Annotated in this window: 13 protein-coding genes; 9 read left to right on the top strand and 4 right to left on the bottom strand. The window is 63.1% G+C overall.

The window, feature by feature from the left end; all coding sequences use genetic code 11:
• The first annotated feature begins 205 nt into the window (after positions 1 to 205).
• Positions 206 to 1,333 (top strand): aminotransferase class V-fold PLP-dependent enzyme, encoded by a 1,128-nt coding sequence (locus H0X91_RS19160; protein WP_034202808.1) that lies wholly within the window; start codon positions 206 to 208, stop codon positions 1,331 to 1,333.
• A gap of 96 nt (positions 1,334 to 1,429) precedes the next feature.
• The gene (locus H0X91_RS19155; protein ID WP_059722347.1) at positions 1,430 to 1,999 is read left to right on the top strand and encodes a YdeI/OmpD-associated family protein; all 570 of its coding nucleotides are present in this window, start codon (positions 1,430 to 1,432) and stop codon (positions 1,997 to 1,999) included.
• A gap of 92 nt (positions 2,000 to 2,091) precedes the next feature.
• Here H0X91_RS19155 and H0X91_RS19150 read toward each other — a convergent pair whose 3' ends face one another.
• Positions 2,092 to 2,667, bottom strand: a complete 576-nt coding sequence (locus H0X91_RS19150; protein ID WP_034202807.1) for a TetR/AcrR family transcriptional regulator — start codon at positions 2,665 to 2,667, stop codon at positions 2,092 to 2,094.
• Positions 2,668 to 2,812: 145 nt separating this feature from the next.
• On the opposite strand from H0X91_RS19150, the gene H0X91_RS19145 reads away from it, so the two are divergent.
• The 3 genes from H0X91_RS19145 (at position 2,813) to H0X91_RS19135 (ending at position 4,718) form a co-directional block, all read left to right on the top strand.
• Positions 2,813 to 3,505, top strand: a complete 693-nt coding sequence (locus tag H0X91_RS19145; protein ID WP_043205045.1) for a glutathione S-transferase — start codon at positions 2,813 to 2,815, stop codon at positions 3,503 to 3,505.
• 161 nt (positions 3,506 to 3,666) lie between these two features.
• On the top strand, positions 3,667 to 4,041 hold the full coding sequence (locus H0X91_RS19140; RefSeq protein WP_048984307.1) for a VOC family protein: 375 nt from the start codon (positions 3,667 to 3,669) through the stop codon (positions 4,039 to 4,041).
• Positions 4,041 to 4,718, top strand: coding sequence for a hypothetical protein (locus H0X91_RS19135; protein ID WP_196433239.1), 678 nt, complete (start codon positions 4,041 to 4,043; stop codon positions 4,716 to 4,718). Before H0X91_RS19140 ends, H0X91_RS19135 begins: the two co-directional genes overlap by 1 nt.
• A 4-nt stretch (positions 4,719 to 4,722) precedes the next feature.
• Here H0X91_RS19135 and H0X91_RS19130 read toward each other — a convergent pair whose 3' ends face one another.
• A complete protein-coding gene (locus H0X91_RS19130) occupies positions 4,723 to 5,694 on the bottom strand; it encodes a LysR substrate-binding domain-containing protein (protein WP_006484599.1) in 972 nt (323 codons plus the stop codon).
• Positions 5,695 to 5,829: 135 nt separating this feature from the next.
• Between H0X91_RS19130 and H0X91_RS19125 the strand changes: the two genes are divergently transcribed.
• Positions 5,830 to 8,130 (top strand): NADP-dependent malic enzyme, encoded by a 2,301-nt coding sequence (locus tag H0X91_RS19125; RefSeq protein ID WP_196433238.1) that lies wholly within the window; start codon positions 5,830 to 5,832, stop codon positions 8,128 to 8,130.
• A 185-nt stretch (positions 8,131 to 8,315) separates the two neighbouring features.
• On the opposite strand, the gene H0X91_RS19120 is transcribed toward H0X91_RS19125, so the two are convergent.
• Complete coding sequence (locus H0X91_RS19120; protein ID WP_080322866.1) at positions 8,316 to 12,329, bottom strand: NACHT domain-containing protein; 4,014 nt, start codon at positions 12,327 to 12,329, stop codon at positions 8,316 to 8,318.
• 947 nt (positions 12,330 to 13,276) lie between these two features.
• Between H0X91_RS19120 and H0X91_RS19115 the strand changes: the two genes are divergently transcribed.
• The 3 genes from H0X91_RS19115 to H0X91_RS19105 all read left to right on the top strand — a co-directional run bounded on the left by H0X91_RS19115 (position 13,277) and on the right by H0X91_RS19105 (position 15,361).
• Positions 13,277 to 14,476 carry an aminotransferase-like domain-containing protein gene (locus H0X91_RS19115; RefSeq protein WP_077056698.1) on the top strand — a complete coding sequence of 400 codons (1,200 nt, stop codon included), beginning with the start codon at positions 13,277 to 13,279 and terminating at the stop codon, positions 14,474 to 14,476.
• Between the two features lie 12 nt (positions 14,477 to 14,488).
• Positions 14,489 to 14,680, top strand: a complete 192-nt coding sequence (locus H0X91_RS19110; RefSeq protein WP_027810831.1) for a hypothetical protein — start codon at positions 14,489 to 14,491, stop codon at positions 14,678 to 14,680.
• A 93-nt stretch (positions 14,681 to 14,773) separates the two neighbouring features.
• The gene (locus H0X91_RS19105; RefSeq protein WP_109341943.1) at positions 14,774 to 15,361 is read left to right on the top strand and encodes a pyridoxamine 5'-phosphate oxidase family protein; all 588 of its coding nucleotides are present in this window, start codon (positions 14,774 to 14,776) and stop codon (positions 15,359 to 15,361) included.
• A 25-nt stretch (positions 15,362 to 15,386) separates the two neighbouring features.
• Here H0X91_RS19105 and gcvA read toward each other — a convergent pair whose 3' ends face one another.
• Positions 15,387 to 16,277, bottom strand: a complete 891-nt coding sequence (gene gcvA / locus H0X91_RS19100; protein ID WP_006495741.1) for a transcriptional regulator GcvA — start codon at positions 16,275 to 16,277, stop codon at positions 15,387 to 15,389.
• Positions 16,278 to 16,298: the final 21 nt, after the last annotated feature.

Here is a 16,298-nt window from a genome sequence, read left to right as displayed (position 1 = left end):
TGGAACGGGGCGATGTGCGCGGCAGGGGCCGGCGTCGACGAATACCGGGCTCCGCAGCAGACAAAATATGCCCCAATCGACCGGCGCCGTTCGTTAGAATCTGCTTTCGTCGAGGAAATGACGCATTTGCATGGGTGCAGAGCAGTATCGAATCGAAGACGCTGCTTGTCCTGATTCCATCGTTCATCTTTCACCGGAGGCGAGCATGCCAGGTTTACTTCCCGATGTTGACCGCGAGGGGCTCCTCGAATATTCGGTGGTGTACACCGATCGCTCCGTCAACCATATGTCGCAGCGCTTCCAGGGCGTCATGCGCGACATCTCCGCCACGCTGAAAAACGTCTACAACGCGAAGTCGGTCGCGATCGTTCCGGGCAGCGGGACGTTCGGCATGGAGGCCGTGGCGCGGCAGTTCGCGACGAACAGGAAGTGCCTCGTCATCCGCAACGGCTGGTTCAGCTTCCGCTGGTCGCAGATTTTCGACATGGGCGGCATTCCGTCCGAGACGACGGTGCTGAAGGCGCGTCCGGTCGAAGCGGGCAGGCAGGCCGCCTATGCGCCGGCGCCGATCGACGAAGTGGTCGCCGCGATCAACGAGCACAAGCCCGATCTCGTGTTCGCGCCGCACGTCGAAACCGCGTCCGGCATGATGCTGCCCGATGCGTACCTGCGCGCGGTGGCCGATGCCGTGCATGCGGTCGGCGGCATGTTCGTGCTGGATTGCATCGCGTCGGGCACCGTGTGGGTCGACATGCAGGCGAGCGGCGTCGATATCCTGATCAGCGCGCCGCAAAAGGGCTGGAGCGCGTCGCCGTGTTGCGCGATGGTCATGTTGAGCCCGCTCGCGCGGGAACGCATCGATTCGACGACGAGCACCAGCTTCGCGTGCGATCTGCGCAAGTGGCTGCAGATCATGGAAGCGTACGAGGGCGGCGGGTTCGCGTACCACGCGACGATGCCCACGGACAGCCTCACGACGCTGCGCGACGTGATGAAGGAAACCGAGGCATATGGCTTCGACAAGGTGAAGGCGGAACAGCTCGAACTCGGCGAGCGCGTTCGTGCCGTGCTGACGGAGAAGGGATTCAGAAGCGTGGCCGCGAAAGGGTTCGAGGCGCCGGGTGTCGTGGTCAGCTACACGGACGACGACGGTATTCGCACCGGGCAGAAATTCGCCGATGTCGGTTTGCAGATCGCGGCGGGCGTGCCGTTGCAATGCGACGAGCCGGCGGACTTCAAGACGTTCCGGCTCGGGTTGTTCGGTCTCGACAAGCTGCATGACATCGATGGGGCGGTGAAGCGGTTTGCCGATGCGTTGAACCGGATTGTTTGACGCGGTTTTTCGCCATGGCGTGTTGCGGTGGCTGCCGCTCATTGGTTGAGCGGCGGCTTTCGAGTCGTTGAAAACGCAACCATTCAGGATCGTGTCATGACCGATTGTGCGCTGACGTTCGCCAGTCAGGCCGAATGGGAAAACTGGTTGGGGCAAAACGGCGGCACGTCGACCGGAGCATGGCTGCGGCTCGCGAAAAAAGGCGCGGAGCAGCGAACCGTCACCTACGAACAGGCGGTTGAGAGCGCCCTCTGCCACGGCTGGATCGATGGCCAAAAGAAGGCCGAGAGCGAGCAGTATTGGTTGCAGCGCTTTAGCCCGCGTTCCGCGAAAAGCATCTGGTCAAAAATCAACAAGGACAAGGCCGAAGCGTTGATCGCCGCAGGCAGGATGCAGCCGTCTGGCCTGTCCGAGATCGACAGGGCCAGGAAGGACGGCCGCTGGGAGGCGGCCTATACGTCGGCCAGCAACTCGACCGTGCCGGACGACTTGCAGGCGGCGCTGGACGCCAATCCGAAAGCCGCGAAGTTTTTTGCAACGCTGAACAGCCGTAATCGCTATGCGATCCTGTTCCGGATACAGAGCGCCAAGAAGCCGGAAACGCGGGCGCGCAAAATCGCGGAATTCATCGACATGCTGAAGCGGGGCGAGACTTTTCATCCGTAGAGAGCGGGCTTCTGACGGCGTGGAGCGCCCGATTGATCATCACCCGTTCGCGAACGTTCGACGTCGCCCGAAGCCGCGTCGCCGCTGCACGGCTACGCGGGCAAAAGGCCTGCCTTACGATAACTGTCGATCAGCGCGTCGTAGAGCGAGAGATCGGCACGGCTGCGCGCGATGAGCTGAGCGCCGGCGATGGCGGCGAAGATGGCCCGCGCCCGCTGTTTGCTCTCCCGAGCGCCGACCACTGCCGCCGCGGACAGCACCTTGCTCAACCACGCCACGTTCACGTCGGCGAAGGCCAGCACTTCCTTCATCACGACTTCCGGCAGGTCGTCGGTTTCGGCGGCCATGAAGCTGCACAGGCACAGGCGGTTGCCGGTCTCGAGCGCCTTGCGAAAGGTATCCGGATAGCGACGCAGGCAATCCAGCGGATCGCGCGATCGGGCCAGCATGTCGTTCAGCGCCGCCGCTGAATCTTCCCGATAACGCCTCGCTACCGCCGCGCCGAGATCGGCCTTGCTTTCAAAATGGTGGTAGATGCTCGCGGCCTTGATCCCCACCTCGTTGGCGAGATCCCGATAGTTCAAGCCGCCGTAACCGTGCGTCTGCGCGAGCCGCGTGGCGGCTGCCAGAATTCTTTCTCTCGAGTTCGAGCTCGCGTCGTTCGTCACTGCGTCAGTCTCCGCGCACGGGAAATGGTGTTGACACTCCGGATTGTACCTTATATGGTTAACCTAACAAACGTTAGGTAGATTCGCGGGCGACGTGTGTTCATGTCGTCCGATCCAGTGCAAACGACCATGGAGCGCGCCTGCAATGACTTCCCGTACCGCCAATTTCGACGTAGCCCGACTGCCCCTGATGAAGGTCTACGATTTCCCGACCGGGCCCTATCCGACCCGCGTGCGCATCGCGCTGGCCGAAAAGGGGCTGCAATCGCGCGTCGAGTTCGTGATGGTCGATCTTTACAAGGGCGAGCATAAAAAGCCCGAGTTCATCGCCGGCAAGAATTATTCGGGTACGTTGCCGGTGCTGGAGCTCGACGACGGAACCTGTATCGCCGAGTGCACGGCCATTACCGAATACCTCGACGCACTCGATGGCGCGCCCACGCTCACCGGCAGCACGCCTCGCGAAAAGGGCATCATTCACATGATGAGCAAACGCGCCGAGCTGGAGCTGCTCGACGCCGTCAGCGTCTATTTCCATCACGGCACGCCGGGGCTCGGCCCCGACGTCGAGACGTATCAAAACCCGGAGTGGGGGTTCCGCCAGCGCGACAAGGCGCTGAGGGGCATGCGCTACTTCGATGCCGTTCTGCAAAGCCGGCCGTATGTCGCGGGTGCGACGTTCTCGATGGCCGACATCACCGTCATCGGCGGTCTGATCTTTGCGATGCTCGTGAAGCTGCCGGTGCCTGAGGAATGCGAAGCGCTTCGCGCCTGGTACGCGCGCATGCTGCAGCGCGAGAGCGTCAGGAGCCAGCCGGTGTTCGCCGCCTTGACCTGAGCCGCTGTGGATGCGCGGCGACGTGTGTGAGAGCGCATGGGAAAGCCAGTGCATTGCGCGATCGGAGAGCGGCTTCGGTCACCGCTATTCCCGTATCATCTGTCCGGTTCGCCAGGACCGTATCACTGTCCATCCCAAGCTCATTCATCCGGGGGAGCCCCATGTTCGACCACGTCAAATTCGGCGTCAGCGACTACGCCGCCAGCAAGGCGTTTTTCCTCAAGGCGCTTGAACCGCTGGGCGTCGTGATCGTCGGGGAAGGCGAGCCGTCGTACGGGATAGAGATCAGTGCGCCCGGCAAGCCTTCGCTGTGTTTGTTCCAGACCGACGAGAAGCCGGCGCATCTCCACATCGCATTCGTGGCCGACACGCGGCAGCAAGTCGATGCGTTTTACCGCGCGGCGCTGGAGGCTGGTGCGAAAGACAATGGCGCGCCCGGGCTGCGGCCGCATTATCACGCGAACTATTACGCGGCGTTCGTCACCGGTCCGGATGGACACAATATCGAGGTGGTGTGTCATCGGGGGGAGGGGTGATGCGCCGGATCGGTAAAACGCTCGCGGTGATCTCGAGCGTGGCGGTCGTCGGCATCGCCCACGTTCAAGCAGCCTCCGGCGAAACTGCATTCCCGCGTTTCACGCAATCCGAAGGCAAGCTCGATGCCGACGGGCTTCCGTTGTCGGGCGTGAAGCTCTGCGTGCTGCCCGACCGTGCGCCGTGCTTCGAGATGCCGCCGAAGCTTGTCCCCGGTTCCGCCAGGGAGCTGTACCAGTTCGGTCTGAATCCACGCTCCGAACGGCTGCCGATTGCGTCGGGCGGCTCGTGGGTGTTTTTCTCGGGAATGTTCTCGGGTGGCGGCAGCGGAATGCTGGAACGCGTGGCTGTCCTGCGTGTCGGCGCGAATGGCAAGATCGAGAACCTGATGCCGATCGTCACCGAAACCGAGATGGCCGATCGTGCGATGTGGAGCGTGCCGCAGGTGTCGCCGTATCCGCTGTTCGTCCGGGCCGACTACGTGTGGGGCAAGGGTGAGGATCATTTCGGCAAGCACGTCTTCGACGTCGACGCATGGACGTTCGATCCCGCCGCCAATCGATACGCGAAGCGCTTTTCCTACCGGACGAGCAAACGCTATGACAGAGGCGAAGGCGCGGATCGCGTGCTGAGTGCGGAGCGTCCGGAAATCCTGCGGCGCCTCGCCGCCGCCCAATAGCGTGTTACCGCTGTGCGTCCCCGTAAGTCTCCTTGCACACCGCGCGTAGCGCGTCGACGAGCAGATCGCGCGCGGGCGACCGCGAATCGGCGGAACGCGTGAACAGCGCGATGGGCGGCAGCGTCCACACCAGCGAATACGGCACGATCGCCACGCCGGCGATCCGCACCAGCTCTTCCGCGATATCGGCCGGCACGATCGACACGGCTTCGTCGCTCGACGCGATCATTTCGCCGATCAGCTTCGACGAATAGCTTTCGACGATCGGCACGGGCGGCGCGATGCCGGCCGACAGGAACAGGTCGGTCACCTGTTCGCGCATCGGCGTGTGCGGCGCGCCGAGAATCCAGTCGAGCGCGTGCAGCTTGTGCCAGTCCAGCGGCGTGCGGGCGAGCTTGGCCGCCAGGCGCCGGCTCGCGATCATGCGCGGCTGCTGCTGGTACAGCACTTCGAACGAAACCTGCCCGAGATCGATCGCCGACGACGCGCGCCCGATCACGATGTCGACACTGTGATCCTTGAGTTGCAGCAGCAGCTGATCGCTGGTGCCTTCGTGAATCGTCACGGTCAGGCGCCGCTCCATGCGCGCTTGCAGCCGCTTCAGCGCGGCCGACAGCATCTGGCCGGAGATGAACGGAATCACGCCGATGTGCAGATGGGCCGCATGCCCGGCGGCGACGGCCTCCATCTCGCGGGCGAGGTGGTCGAGATCCTTGATCATCGCCTTCGCGCGCTCGAGCACGACCGCGCCGAGCGCGGTGGGCCGCATGCCGCGCGACGAGCGCTCGAACAGCGCCGTGCCGAACATGCTTTCCAGTTCGGACAGCGCGTTCGTCACGGCCGGCTGGCTGCTGGCCATGTGTTCGGCGACCCGCGTCAGCGATCCGTGCTGCTGGATCTGCAGCAACAGCACCAGATGCCGGATCTTCAGACGCGCGCCGAGCCGCCTGACCACGTCGTTTGCGTCAAAATTCATTGACTGGTCATGTATTCATCATGAAAAAGTGATGGGCCGATATTAAAACAGAATCATCACGTTATGGCGGATCCCTAGAATCCCCTTCATGGATCGCGCCGGGATTGGCCTGGCGCCCACGCCGGGACCCACAACATGAAACAGACAGAGACACAGCAGCAGGCCGCGTTCGACTACCACGAGTTTCCGACCCCCGGGAAGATCTCGGTCGTCGCGAGCAAGCCGCTGGTGACCCAGCGCGATCTGGCGCAGGCCTATACGCCCGGCGTGGCGAGCGTGTGCGAGTCGATCGCCGCCGATCCGCTGCAGGCGCACCGCTTCACGAGCCGCGGCAACCTGGTCGGCGTGATCACGAACGGCACCGCGGTGCTCGGCCTCGGCAACATCGGCCCGCTCGCGTCGAAGCCGGTGATGGAAGGCAAGGCTGTCCTGTTCAAGAAGTTCGCCGGGATCGACGTGTTCGACATCGAGATCAACGAGACCGATCCGGACAAGCTGGTCGACATCATCGCCGGCCTCGAACCCACGTTCGGCGGCATCAACCTCGAGGACATCAAGGCGCCGGAATGCTTCACCGTCGAGCAGAAGTTGCGCGAGCGCATGAAGATTCCCGTTTTCCACGACGATCAGCACGGCACGGCCATCACCGTTTCCGCCGCGTTCATCAACGGGCTGAAGGTCGTCGGTAAGTCGATCAAGGAAGTGAAGGTCGTGACGTCGGGCGCCGGCGCGGCCGCGCTGGCGTGCCTGGACCTGCTGGTCGACCTCGGGCTGCCGGTGGAAAATGTGTGGGTGACCGACATCGAGGGCGTCGTCTATCGCGGCCGCACCACGCTGATGGACCCGGCCAAGTCGCGCTTCGCGCAGGAAACCGACGCGCGCAAACTCGCCGAAGTGATCGGCGGCGCGGACGTGTTCCTCGGCCTGTCGGTCGGCGGCATCCTCACGGCGGACATGCTGAAGGAAATGGCGGCGCGGCCGCTGATTCTCGCGCTGGCCAACCCGACGCCGGAAATCTTCCCGGAACTGGCGCACGAGACGCGCGATGACGTCGTCATCGCGACGGGCCGCTCGGACTACCCGAACCAGGTCAACAACGTGCTGTGCTTCCCGTACATTTTCCGCGGCGCGCTCGATGTGGGCGCGACGACGATCACGCGCGAGATGGAAATCGCCGCGGTGCACGCGATCGCGGGGCTGGCCGAGGAAGAGCAGAACGAAGTCGTCGCGGCGGCCTACGGTGCCTACGACGTGTCGTTTGGCCCGCAATACCTGATTCCGAAGCCGTTCGATCCGCGCCTGATCGTGCGGATCGCGCCGGCGGTGGCGAAGGCCGCGATGGAAGGCGGCGTGGCGACGCGTCCGCTCGCCAATCTCGATGCGTACGTCGAGCAGTTGCAGCAATTCGTCTACCACTCGGGCGCATTCATGAAGCCGCTGTTCGCGACCGCGCGTCAGCTCGTGCGTGACGGCGGCAAGGCGCGGATCGTGTTCACCGAAGGCGAAGACGAGCGGGTGCTGCGCGCGGTGCAGGTGATCGTCGACGAGAAGCTTGCGCGGCCGATTCTGGTCGGGCGTCCGGAGGTGCTGCTCGCGCGCATCGAGCGATTCGGCCTGCGTCTGCGACTCGGTCAGGATGTCGAAGTGACCAATCCGGAATACGACGAGCGCTTTCCGCAGTACTGGACGAAGTATTGGGAACTGCGCTGCCGCGACGGTATTTCGAAGGAAATGGCGCGCGTGGAAATGCGCCGCCGCCTGACGCTGATCGGCGCGATGATGGTGCAGCTCGGCGATGCGGACGGGATGATCTGCGGGACGGTGGGCGAGTATCACAATCACTTGCGGTTCGTGGACGAAGTGATCGGCAAGAAGCCGGGTGCGTCGACCTATGCGGCGATGAACATCCTGTTGCTCGATCAGCGCACGGTCGCGCTGGTGGATACGCACGTGAACGACAACCCCGATGCGGAGCAGATCGCGGAATTCACGATCGCGGCGGCGCGCCAGATGGAATGGTTGAACCTGACACCGAAGGTCGCGCTGCTGTCGCGGTCGAATTTCGGGTCGGGGAGCGCGGCTTCGGGTGTGAAGATGCGCCGGGCGCTGGAGATCGTGCGGGAGCAGGCGCCGGATATCGAGGCGGATGGCGAGATGCATGGCGACTGTGCGCTCGATGAAGGGCTGCGGGCGAAGCTGCTGCCGATGTCGCCGTTGAAGGGGGCCGCGAATTTGCTGGTTTGTCCGAACGTGGATGCGGGGAATATTGCTTACAACCTGCTCAAGACCGAGGCGGGGAGTAATGTGGCGGTGGGGCCGTTCCTGTTGGGCGTTAATGCGCCGGTGAATATTCTTACTTCCAGTGCGACCGTGCGGCGGATCGTGAATATGGCCGCGTTGACGGTGATCGAGGCTAATCGGGGTGTGGCGGGCTGATTGATTGGTTGTCGTGGGGCGGCCGAGGCCGCCCCTTATTTGTCGGCTTCAGTTGCGGGTTGAGTCCGCAGCCAGAAGCGGCCGTTACCCCAATACTTCCTCGTCGTTGTCTCGGACCATGCATTCTTGGCGTGGCTGTGACGACGCCTGTCGACGTCATCTCCGTGTCGTAAGCGGGGGGCGGCTTAGTTCGCTCGAACTGAACAATCAAGTACGTGGATCGTGATGGTGCGTCTTTCTTCCTCCGATAAGCCTGCTTCCAGCGTTACCTGAAGTTCATCAGACGTTCTCGGTCGCAAGCCGGAGGGCGGTAGGGGGATTTGCGTCGGATCGCCGAACCAGAGCACGACGTAAATTCCGTGCCCTTTAGCCCGTGGATCGGTCGCATAGCGCGCTATTAGCTGCCCCCGAGTGGCGGTCCAAAGTTCGCTGTGCCGATCGCGCTTGACCTCGATTGGCACGCCGCCCAGGGTGCCAGTGGTGCACCACACATCGGAGCGCTTTCCGTCGGCGTGGTGGGTCTCTGGCAAGCAGGCAACCTCGAACCGTTCAAGCCTGATGCGAAGTTGGTCGGTGAGCGTGTCACGGCAAAGCTCTTCGTGTCGAGGTGTTGTTACTTTCTTGTGCGAATCTGCGTTCCAGTACTGGCGGTTCAGGTTCAAGTCGCTACGGCAGACCTGCTCCTTCAGATCTTCTATGGTGTCGTTTACGATCGCGGCGATCTCGGCCGGGTTAGATGGCCTTCCCTGCTGTAGCGCCGCGCAGACTTGCAACCATGTGGGCCGTTCGTACGTTGCATCGCGCCAGACAATCCGCTGGGCGGCTCGGGCTTCCCGCACCTTTGACTCCCATTCGGCGAGTGCCGGCATGCTTTCAATTCGTTTGAGCTGTTCGGCACTTCCTGTATCGGGCCTGCTGGCCAAATCGTTGAGGAATTGCCTGACGAGATCGGCACGATTCATGGCTGGGCTTACCCAGCCGGAGTCGGTGGCGTGAGTGGGTGAACATCCAATTGCAAAATGCTCAATCAAAAATCCCAACACGTTTGAAGGCCACGAAGTATCACTACCACCGATCTCGCGGCGGTGGTGCAAGAACTCGGCGAAGTATTCGACAGCGGGCGGGCGCCTCTGCAGGTACCCTTTGGCAACAGGCAGATAACGATCTGGGGCTAGTAGCAGTCCCGCAGCTAGCCAACAGGCACGCTGGGGCCCGTCCACTTTCGGTGCGTCGAGGCGCACTTGGACGAGGGGAAGCAATTCCTCCCGCGTAGGAAGTTTCAACGCCTCGTGCAACATATCCATGAGCGCGCCGCGGAGACAAGGGCGTGCGCGCAAGGGGAATTGCGCAAGCAGCGGCAGCAAGCAGGTCTTGGAAACTTCTGCGTAGGCTGGATCGCTAAAGAGATACGTGACATGCGGGCTGCGGTTGTTCCACTGCATCATTGCCGTCAGATAGGCGCTCAAGGCATCGACGAAGCATTGCGGTCGAGTTGCAGCTGCCATAGCCACCCAGGAGCCGTGGTCATTGATTGGGTGCACAAAGTGGGCCACCAATACCGCCGCGAGGCGTTTGTCAGGCAGCGAGGCGAGGACTCGATGGTCGTCGCGATAGGCTAGCTCAAGGCTAATCAGCGCCGGTGCATTCAGCACCATACGCTTGCCCTTAGAGGTGGCCGCCAAGGTTTCCTCGACGGAAGGTAAGTCCACACGGTTTATCGCATTGCGCAACGCGCAGAACGCAGCCTGAACCAGGTCCTCGTCACCCGCGAAGAAGCTGGTCAGCTTTTCTTGCGGTGTTTTGCCCTCGATATTGTAGTACCGGCGTTCGTAGACATCGGCCACGGAACGTAGGATCGCAAGAGGCACAAGTGGTAGCGCGAAATCGGCCAGTCGTGCGCGATAAAAGTCGCGCCTCTCAGTTGCTTCGAGATTGCGTTTTTGTCGGTGTGTGGCAGCGTCCAATTTCCATTTCCACTGCTCGAAGCTGCAAGTGAGCTTCCCGGCGAGCAAATCTTGCCATCCCCGTGACGCAGCTAGTTTTTCGCATGCGATCAGCATTTCTTCGAGATCGAGTCGAGGGGCGGCGGAAATTGCCTCGAGCGCTCGGATGAAAAGCTCCTTGCCCGGTACCTCGTCTGCGGTCGATTGAGCCTTTGCAAGCCACCAACCGAACTCGTTCTCCGGTGCCTTTGCGCCATGCAGCCGGGCCTCGGCATGCCATACTCCATTCCCAGTGCTCATATACCGGTTCAGTGCCAGATCCAGCAGCGAAAAATAGCGGTGCGGACGATCTTGCAGCCACTGTTGGATCGCTTGCTTATCATCTTTCTCCAGCAAACTTTCCGCGTGCAAGCCGCATGCTGCATCCAGCCAGTTCAGTAACCGTTCATCAGATATTTCCTCCGCGTCGTCCATTAAAACACGCGCTAACAGACCACCGACGGCTTCGGTGTACTCACGCAGGGTGTCCCCTTTGCTTAGTTCTGTCCGCGCTGCGAATGCGTCCAGCAAGCTCGGCACTTCAGTGACGTCGACATTGTCTAGGTCATGCCGCCAGAACATCGTGTACTCGCCGATAAGGTTGTTTCGTTTCGGAGGATGAAGAAAGGCCGGGAGATCCGCAGACGAAAGCACTCCTGGGTACGTCATCTTGAGCAATGCACCAAGCAATTCGTCTTCGCTGTCGGTCACATCCCCAGAACGGATGTCGTCCAACAATGTGCGCAGGGATGGATCGGTCGCGCCAACCCAACGCCGATAGATTTTTAAGGATCGGCTGCGTATGGCTGGCCACCAGGACGCATCCCGCACGATGGGCAGTAGGAGAGGCACTAAGTTGGTGTCTAATGGCACGTCGCGCAGTCCCTCGAGCAGAGCAAACACCAGCATTTGATGGTTCTCCGAGCGGTCCTCATCAGCCAGTCGTTGGGCGACTATCATGCGCATCTCGGGTGTGACTAATGCCGTAAACCGGCCTTCCCACTCATACCAGCGGAATGACGCAGAAACCGCGATATCGCTGCCGAGGCGCTCCATCAACGTCGACTTTTCGGCAATCGAGAAGTCCTTCGCGTCCCCGTACAGGAGGGCACCAAGTGAGTCGAGCCGAACAAGGGCGGTCCTAGCCAAGGTGGACATTGACACCAGCCAGCCTGTCAGACCGCGCATGCTGCTGACGACTCCACCGTCTGAGCCGCAGATTAACGTGAGCACACGCCGCAACGTGAGGTGTTCCCGGAGGTGGTCGGTCAGGCACCGGGCGGCAAGGAATTCGGCCACAGTCCGGTGTACCGGCACGAACACGTCGCGTCCTATCGACTTGAACAGGCGGCTGGCCAATGCTTCGTCTAGGGGCAGTCCTTGGGGATTCGGCACGGCATTTAGTCTGAGTACCCGCTTTGACGGTTTCGGGGAGCGTGTGAAGCCGGTGAGGTCGGCGATCAGTTGGAGAGCGCAAAGGTATGCTGCGGCCTGATGGAGCATGTCTTGATTCGGTGCGGTTTTGCGAGTAGCTGCAACATGTTCCTCGTTGTGCTCCTGTGCCAGCCGCTCGCACGCCATTTCGTATACGGCCAACCGAGTCTCCGGCCAGCAGTTGTCTGGGCCGACCGCCATCGCGAGCATTCCCAGAGTCTGTGGGTTGAACAGAAGATCGGTCAGTCCATGTCGTTCGGCCGACGTGATGAAGGCCTGCGGGTCAGCGATGCCGTGATTAGCCGGAAGGATGGCGGCAACGTCGTCCAGCGTAAGTGGATACAAATTGAACACGTGGACCTGCTCCCCTGCCGGCAGTAGCCACTGCAGCTTGGCCGTATCCGGGTTGCCCAGCCAGTCGGCAGCACGGCACGAGAGGCGGAAACTGCGGCATCCCAACTGCTGCAGCTTCTTGCGAATGTTGTCCAAGGGCACCCTGTCATCGAAGGTGCCGGCCCGTGTTTCGTCGAGCCCGTCGAGGAACACCGGCAACGTCGAGTCTTGCAGTTCAGGATGATCTAGAGCGAGAAAGTCCCCCGCGCTGATGCGATAGCCGCCACCGGTATCGGCTTCCTGCACGAATGCCTCGGTTTTGCCTGAGCCTGGGTCGCCGAGCAACACGTATGCCGTTAAAGCTCGCGTGTCGCTCAGCGGGATCGGTTTTGCAACCGGACCATCTTTGATGTCAGATTGGCGCGTGCATGTGCGCGGTACCAGCAGCATCTGCGTCTCTTATCTTTTGGTTGAGTTCATTGTTCAGCGAGTCCCAATGGTAACCGCACGCCGATGCACGGCACGTAATTCCATGACCTTTCGTGAGTTTCTCCTCTTGGCGCCAGTGTCGCTCGGTGACGTGACATCGTTAGCTTGGTGCCGATCCGGTTCGGCGCCAATGTTCGCGAAATCGTCGTGGAGAAGGGAGTGGCTCGCGGCATCATGCTGGCTGATGGAGAGCGCATCTCGATCGATTGCGTCGTGGCGACGTGCTCGCGTTTCGACGTGGTTCGGCATTTGTTGCCCGACCATGCTGTACCACGGGCGGCTCGCATACAAGGCCCGCACGGTGCCACTGTCGCATCGGGCGATTTCGATTCAGGTCGGTTGCCCGGGAGCCGTGCTGCCATGCATGTTCATGACCAATCGCATGCCGGCGATGCGACAACAGACGGCTCTGCGTATCTCAGCGCCTAGCGTGCCACGCTAGCTCGCCTATACTTGCCCATCGCTGGTGTTGCCGGGGGGGCGTCAAACGGCAAGGCGGTGCCGGAGCTCTACGCACCGGCGACAGGTATCCAGCCGGTAGCGGAAGGGACGAGCGGGATGACACAGGCGGCGGTCGACGACTGACTATCTCAACGCGATGCCGGGTATGGCGTGCCCACGGCCATGCTTTCCGGCATCCAGGCGGCGGAGGCGACGACGCGGGATATGCGCAGGAATGCGTGACGTCTGGAGCACGCCCAAACACACATCGAATCCGCACGCCATGCCGCCCGTTACCCGCGATTTAATGACCAAACCGCAAGACCTAGTGCATAGATATCGTTTGCCGAGCCCTTAATGACTATCGACAATCGTGGCTCGAATTCACCGCCGCGGCGCCAGAAGCGCCTTGGCGGCCGGCGCTCGACGGCTATCCCGGCCGTCCGCGCCCACCAGCTCACGACGACATGTACGCGTTCACGCCCTCATTCCAAAACCCTGCCGGCTCGCCGATCCGCGAGTTGTTCAAGTACCTGTCCGAACCGGGCATGATTTCCTTCGCGGGCGGCTATCCGGCCAGCGACCTGTTCGACGTCGACGGCCTGAACGCGGCCGCCGAACGCGCGTACGCGCAACCCGTCCGCTGCCTGCAATACGGCCCGACCGACGGCCTCGCCGAACTGAAGCAGCAACTGATCGCGCTGATGGCGCGTCGCGGCGTCGCGTGCACGCCGGCCGAACTGCTCGTCACGACCGGTTCGCAGCAGGGCCTCGACCTGCTGCTGCGCGTGATGGTGTCGCCCGGCGACGTCGTGCTGACCGAGCAGCCGGCTTACCCGGCCACGCTGCAGGCGATGCGTCTGCAGCAGGCGCGCATCGTGACGATCCCCGTCGACGGCGAAGGCCTCGACGTCGATCGTCTCGCGGCGCAGCTCGCGTCCGGCGCGATCGCGCAGCCGAAGCTGCTCTACACGGTCCCGACTTTCGCGAACCCGACGGGCGCGACGCTCACGCGCGAACGCCGGCTGAAGCTGCTGCGTCTCGCGGTGCAATACCGTTTCCTGATCGTCGAGGACGATCCGTACGGCGACCTGCGTTTCGCGGGCGAAGCCGTGCCGTCGATGCTCGCGCTGGCCGGTGAAGTGGACGGCGCGCGCGACTGGCTCGTGCATTTCGCGAGCCTGTCGAAGATCGTCGCGCCGGGGTTGCGGGTGGGCTGGACGATCGCGCCGGCCGAGATCACGCGGCGCTGCGTGATCGCGAAGCAGACGGTCGATCTGTGCAGCACGCCGTGGACGCAGGCTACTGCCGCCGAATATCTGGCCGACGGTGCGCTCGAACGCCATCTGCCGCGCATCACGGCCGCGTACCGGCGCAAATGCGACGCGATGTGCGACGCGCTGCGCGACGGGTTCGGCGATGCGATCGAATTCCATCGTCCCGAAGGCGGGATGTTCGTGTGGGCGCGGCTTGGCGCGGTGCCGTCGGACGTGCTACTGCAACAGGCGATCGCCAACAAGATCGTGTTCGTGCCCGGCAAGGCGTTCTTCGCGGACAACGTCGACGCGGCATCGCTGCGCCTGTCGTTCGCCGCGCCGGACGTCGAGGCGATCCGGGAAGGCGTCGCGCGCCTCGTGCGCGCATATGGTGCGGCGCTGGCCGCGTGAGGAGACATCAGCGTGAATATCACCGTCAACGAAACGGCATCGATGGGGGCGGCGGCGAGCGCCGCGTATAAGCAGCCGGCGAAGCATCGCTCGTCGCAGATCAGCGCCGGGCCGCAATATGTGGCCGACGTGCTCGGCCGGTTCGGCGCGGAGCCGGCGCCCGATGCAGGCGATGCGGCGCCGGTCGTGCTCGGCTACAACTGACCGGCACATGGCGGCGACGCATCCCATGCGAGCCGTCGCCGAAACAAACGGTTAAGCTGGCGCGATCGAAACACCGACGATCGCCACCGTCCCATGTCCGACTCGACCTCCGCATCGCTCGCGCAAACCTACGATCGCCTCTGGTCCTGCCTCGAGTCCGGCGTCAGCGTGCAGCGCTCGCCGTTCACGATGTTGCAGGCGGCGACGCTCGGCCTCGACGGTGCGCCGAAGGTTCGGACGATCGTGTTGCGTCAGGTGAATCGCACGGAGCGCGTGCTGTCGTTTCATACCGATGCACGTTCGGAGAAGGTCGCGGAGTTGCGTCGCGATCCGCGCATCTCGATCGTCGCCAATGACCTCGATGCACTCGTGCAGATTCGCGCGGAAGGCGTTGCGTCGATCTGCGACGACGAAGCGCAGCGGCGCGCGATCTGGCAATCGAGCCGTCCGCATACGCTGCTGCTGTATCGCGCACCGTTGCCGCCCGGTACGCCGGTCGCGTCGCCGGAAGCCGCGCATCCCGACAGTACCGCGCCGACCGGCGACGGCTACGAAAACTTCTGCCTGATCCACATGACGGTCACGCGCATCGACTGGCTCGAACTCGCACGCGCCGGCCATCGTCGAGCGGTATTCGACCTGAACGACAGCGGCGACGAAGCCCGCTGGATCGCCCCCTGAGGCCAGCCAGGCGAGCTCACGCGGCTCAAGGCCGCCCGTCCGACGCGGCCTGGATCATCCACGCGCGCATTACCGCGATCGCGTCGTCGTCGCGGCGCTCGGCCGGATACACGAGATAGAACCCCATCGACAGCGGAAACGCGAAGTCGAACGGCTTGCACAGCCGTCCGGCAGCGATGTCGCGCTCGACGAGCGGCTCGGTCGCGAGCGCGATGCCCTGACCGGCGACGGCCGCGTCGATCGCGAGCGACGTCTGGTTGAAGCGCAGCCCCTTGTGCGGATCGACGTCGACCGGTTCGGGCATCGCCGCGAGGAATTCGGGCCACAGATCGTGCGCGTCGTGCAGCAGCACCTGGCCAGCGAGCGCGCGCGGCGAAGCCGGCGCGGTCAGCACCGACGGGCTGCACACCGCGTACACGTCGAGCGGGAACAGCGCATGGGTGGCGAGATGCTTGCCGAACGGCGGCTTGCCGTAGCGGATCGCGAGGTCGACGCCGTCGTGGCGGAACGTCGCGATCTGCGGATCGGCGATCACGCGCACGTCGTAGTCGGGATGCGCGTCGGTGAACTGCGCGAGCCGCGGGATCAGCCACTTCGACGCGAACGACGGCGTCGTGCTGATCGTCAGCGCGGCGCGGCGCTTGACGAGCTTGTCGGTCGCGTCGGCGATCGCATGCAGCGCGCGCTGCACGTCGGAGAAATACGCGGCGCCGTCGTGCGTGAGCGCGAGGCCGCGCGGCAGGCGCTCGAACAGCTTCAGGCCGAGCACGTCCTCGAGGTGGCGCACCTGCTGCGCGACGGCGCCCTGCGTGACGCCGATCTCGTCGGCGGCGGCGCGGAAATTGAGGTGCCGCGCGGACACTTCGAACGCACGAAGCGCATTCAGTGGCGGCAGGCGGGAAGGGCGTGGCGGCATCGTCAGGCTGTAGAAAAACTA

The sequence above is a fragment of the Burkholderia sp. 9777_1386 genome (genome assembly GCF_015712265.1).
In the GTDB taxonomy this organism is placed as follows: Bacteria; Pseudomonadota; Gammaproteobacteria; order Burkholderiales; family Burkholderiaceae; genus Burkholderia; species Burkholderia cenocepacia.
The sequence above is the reverse complement of the archived record's forward strand: the minus strand, read 5'-3'. Positions and strand labels throughout refer to the sequence as shown.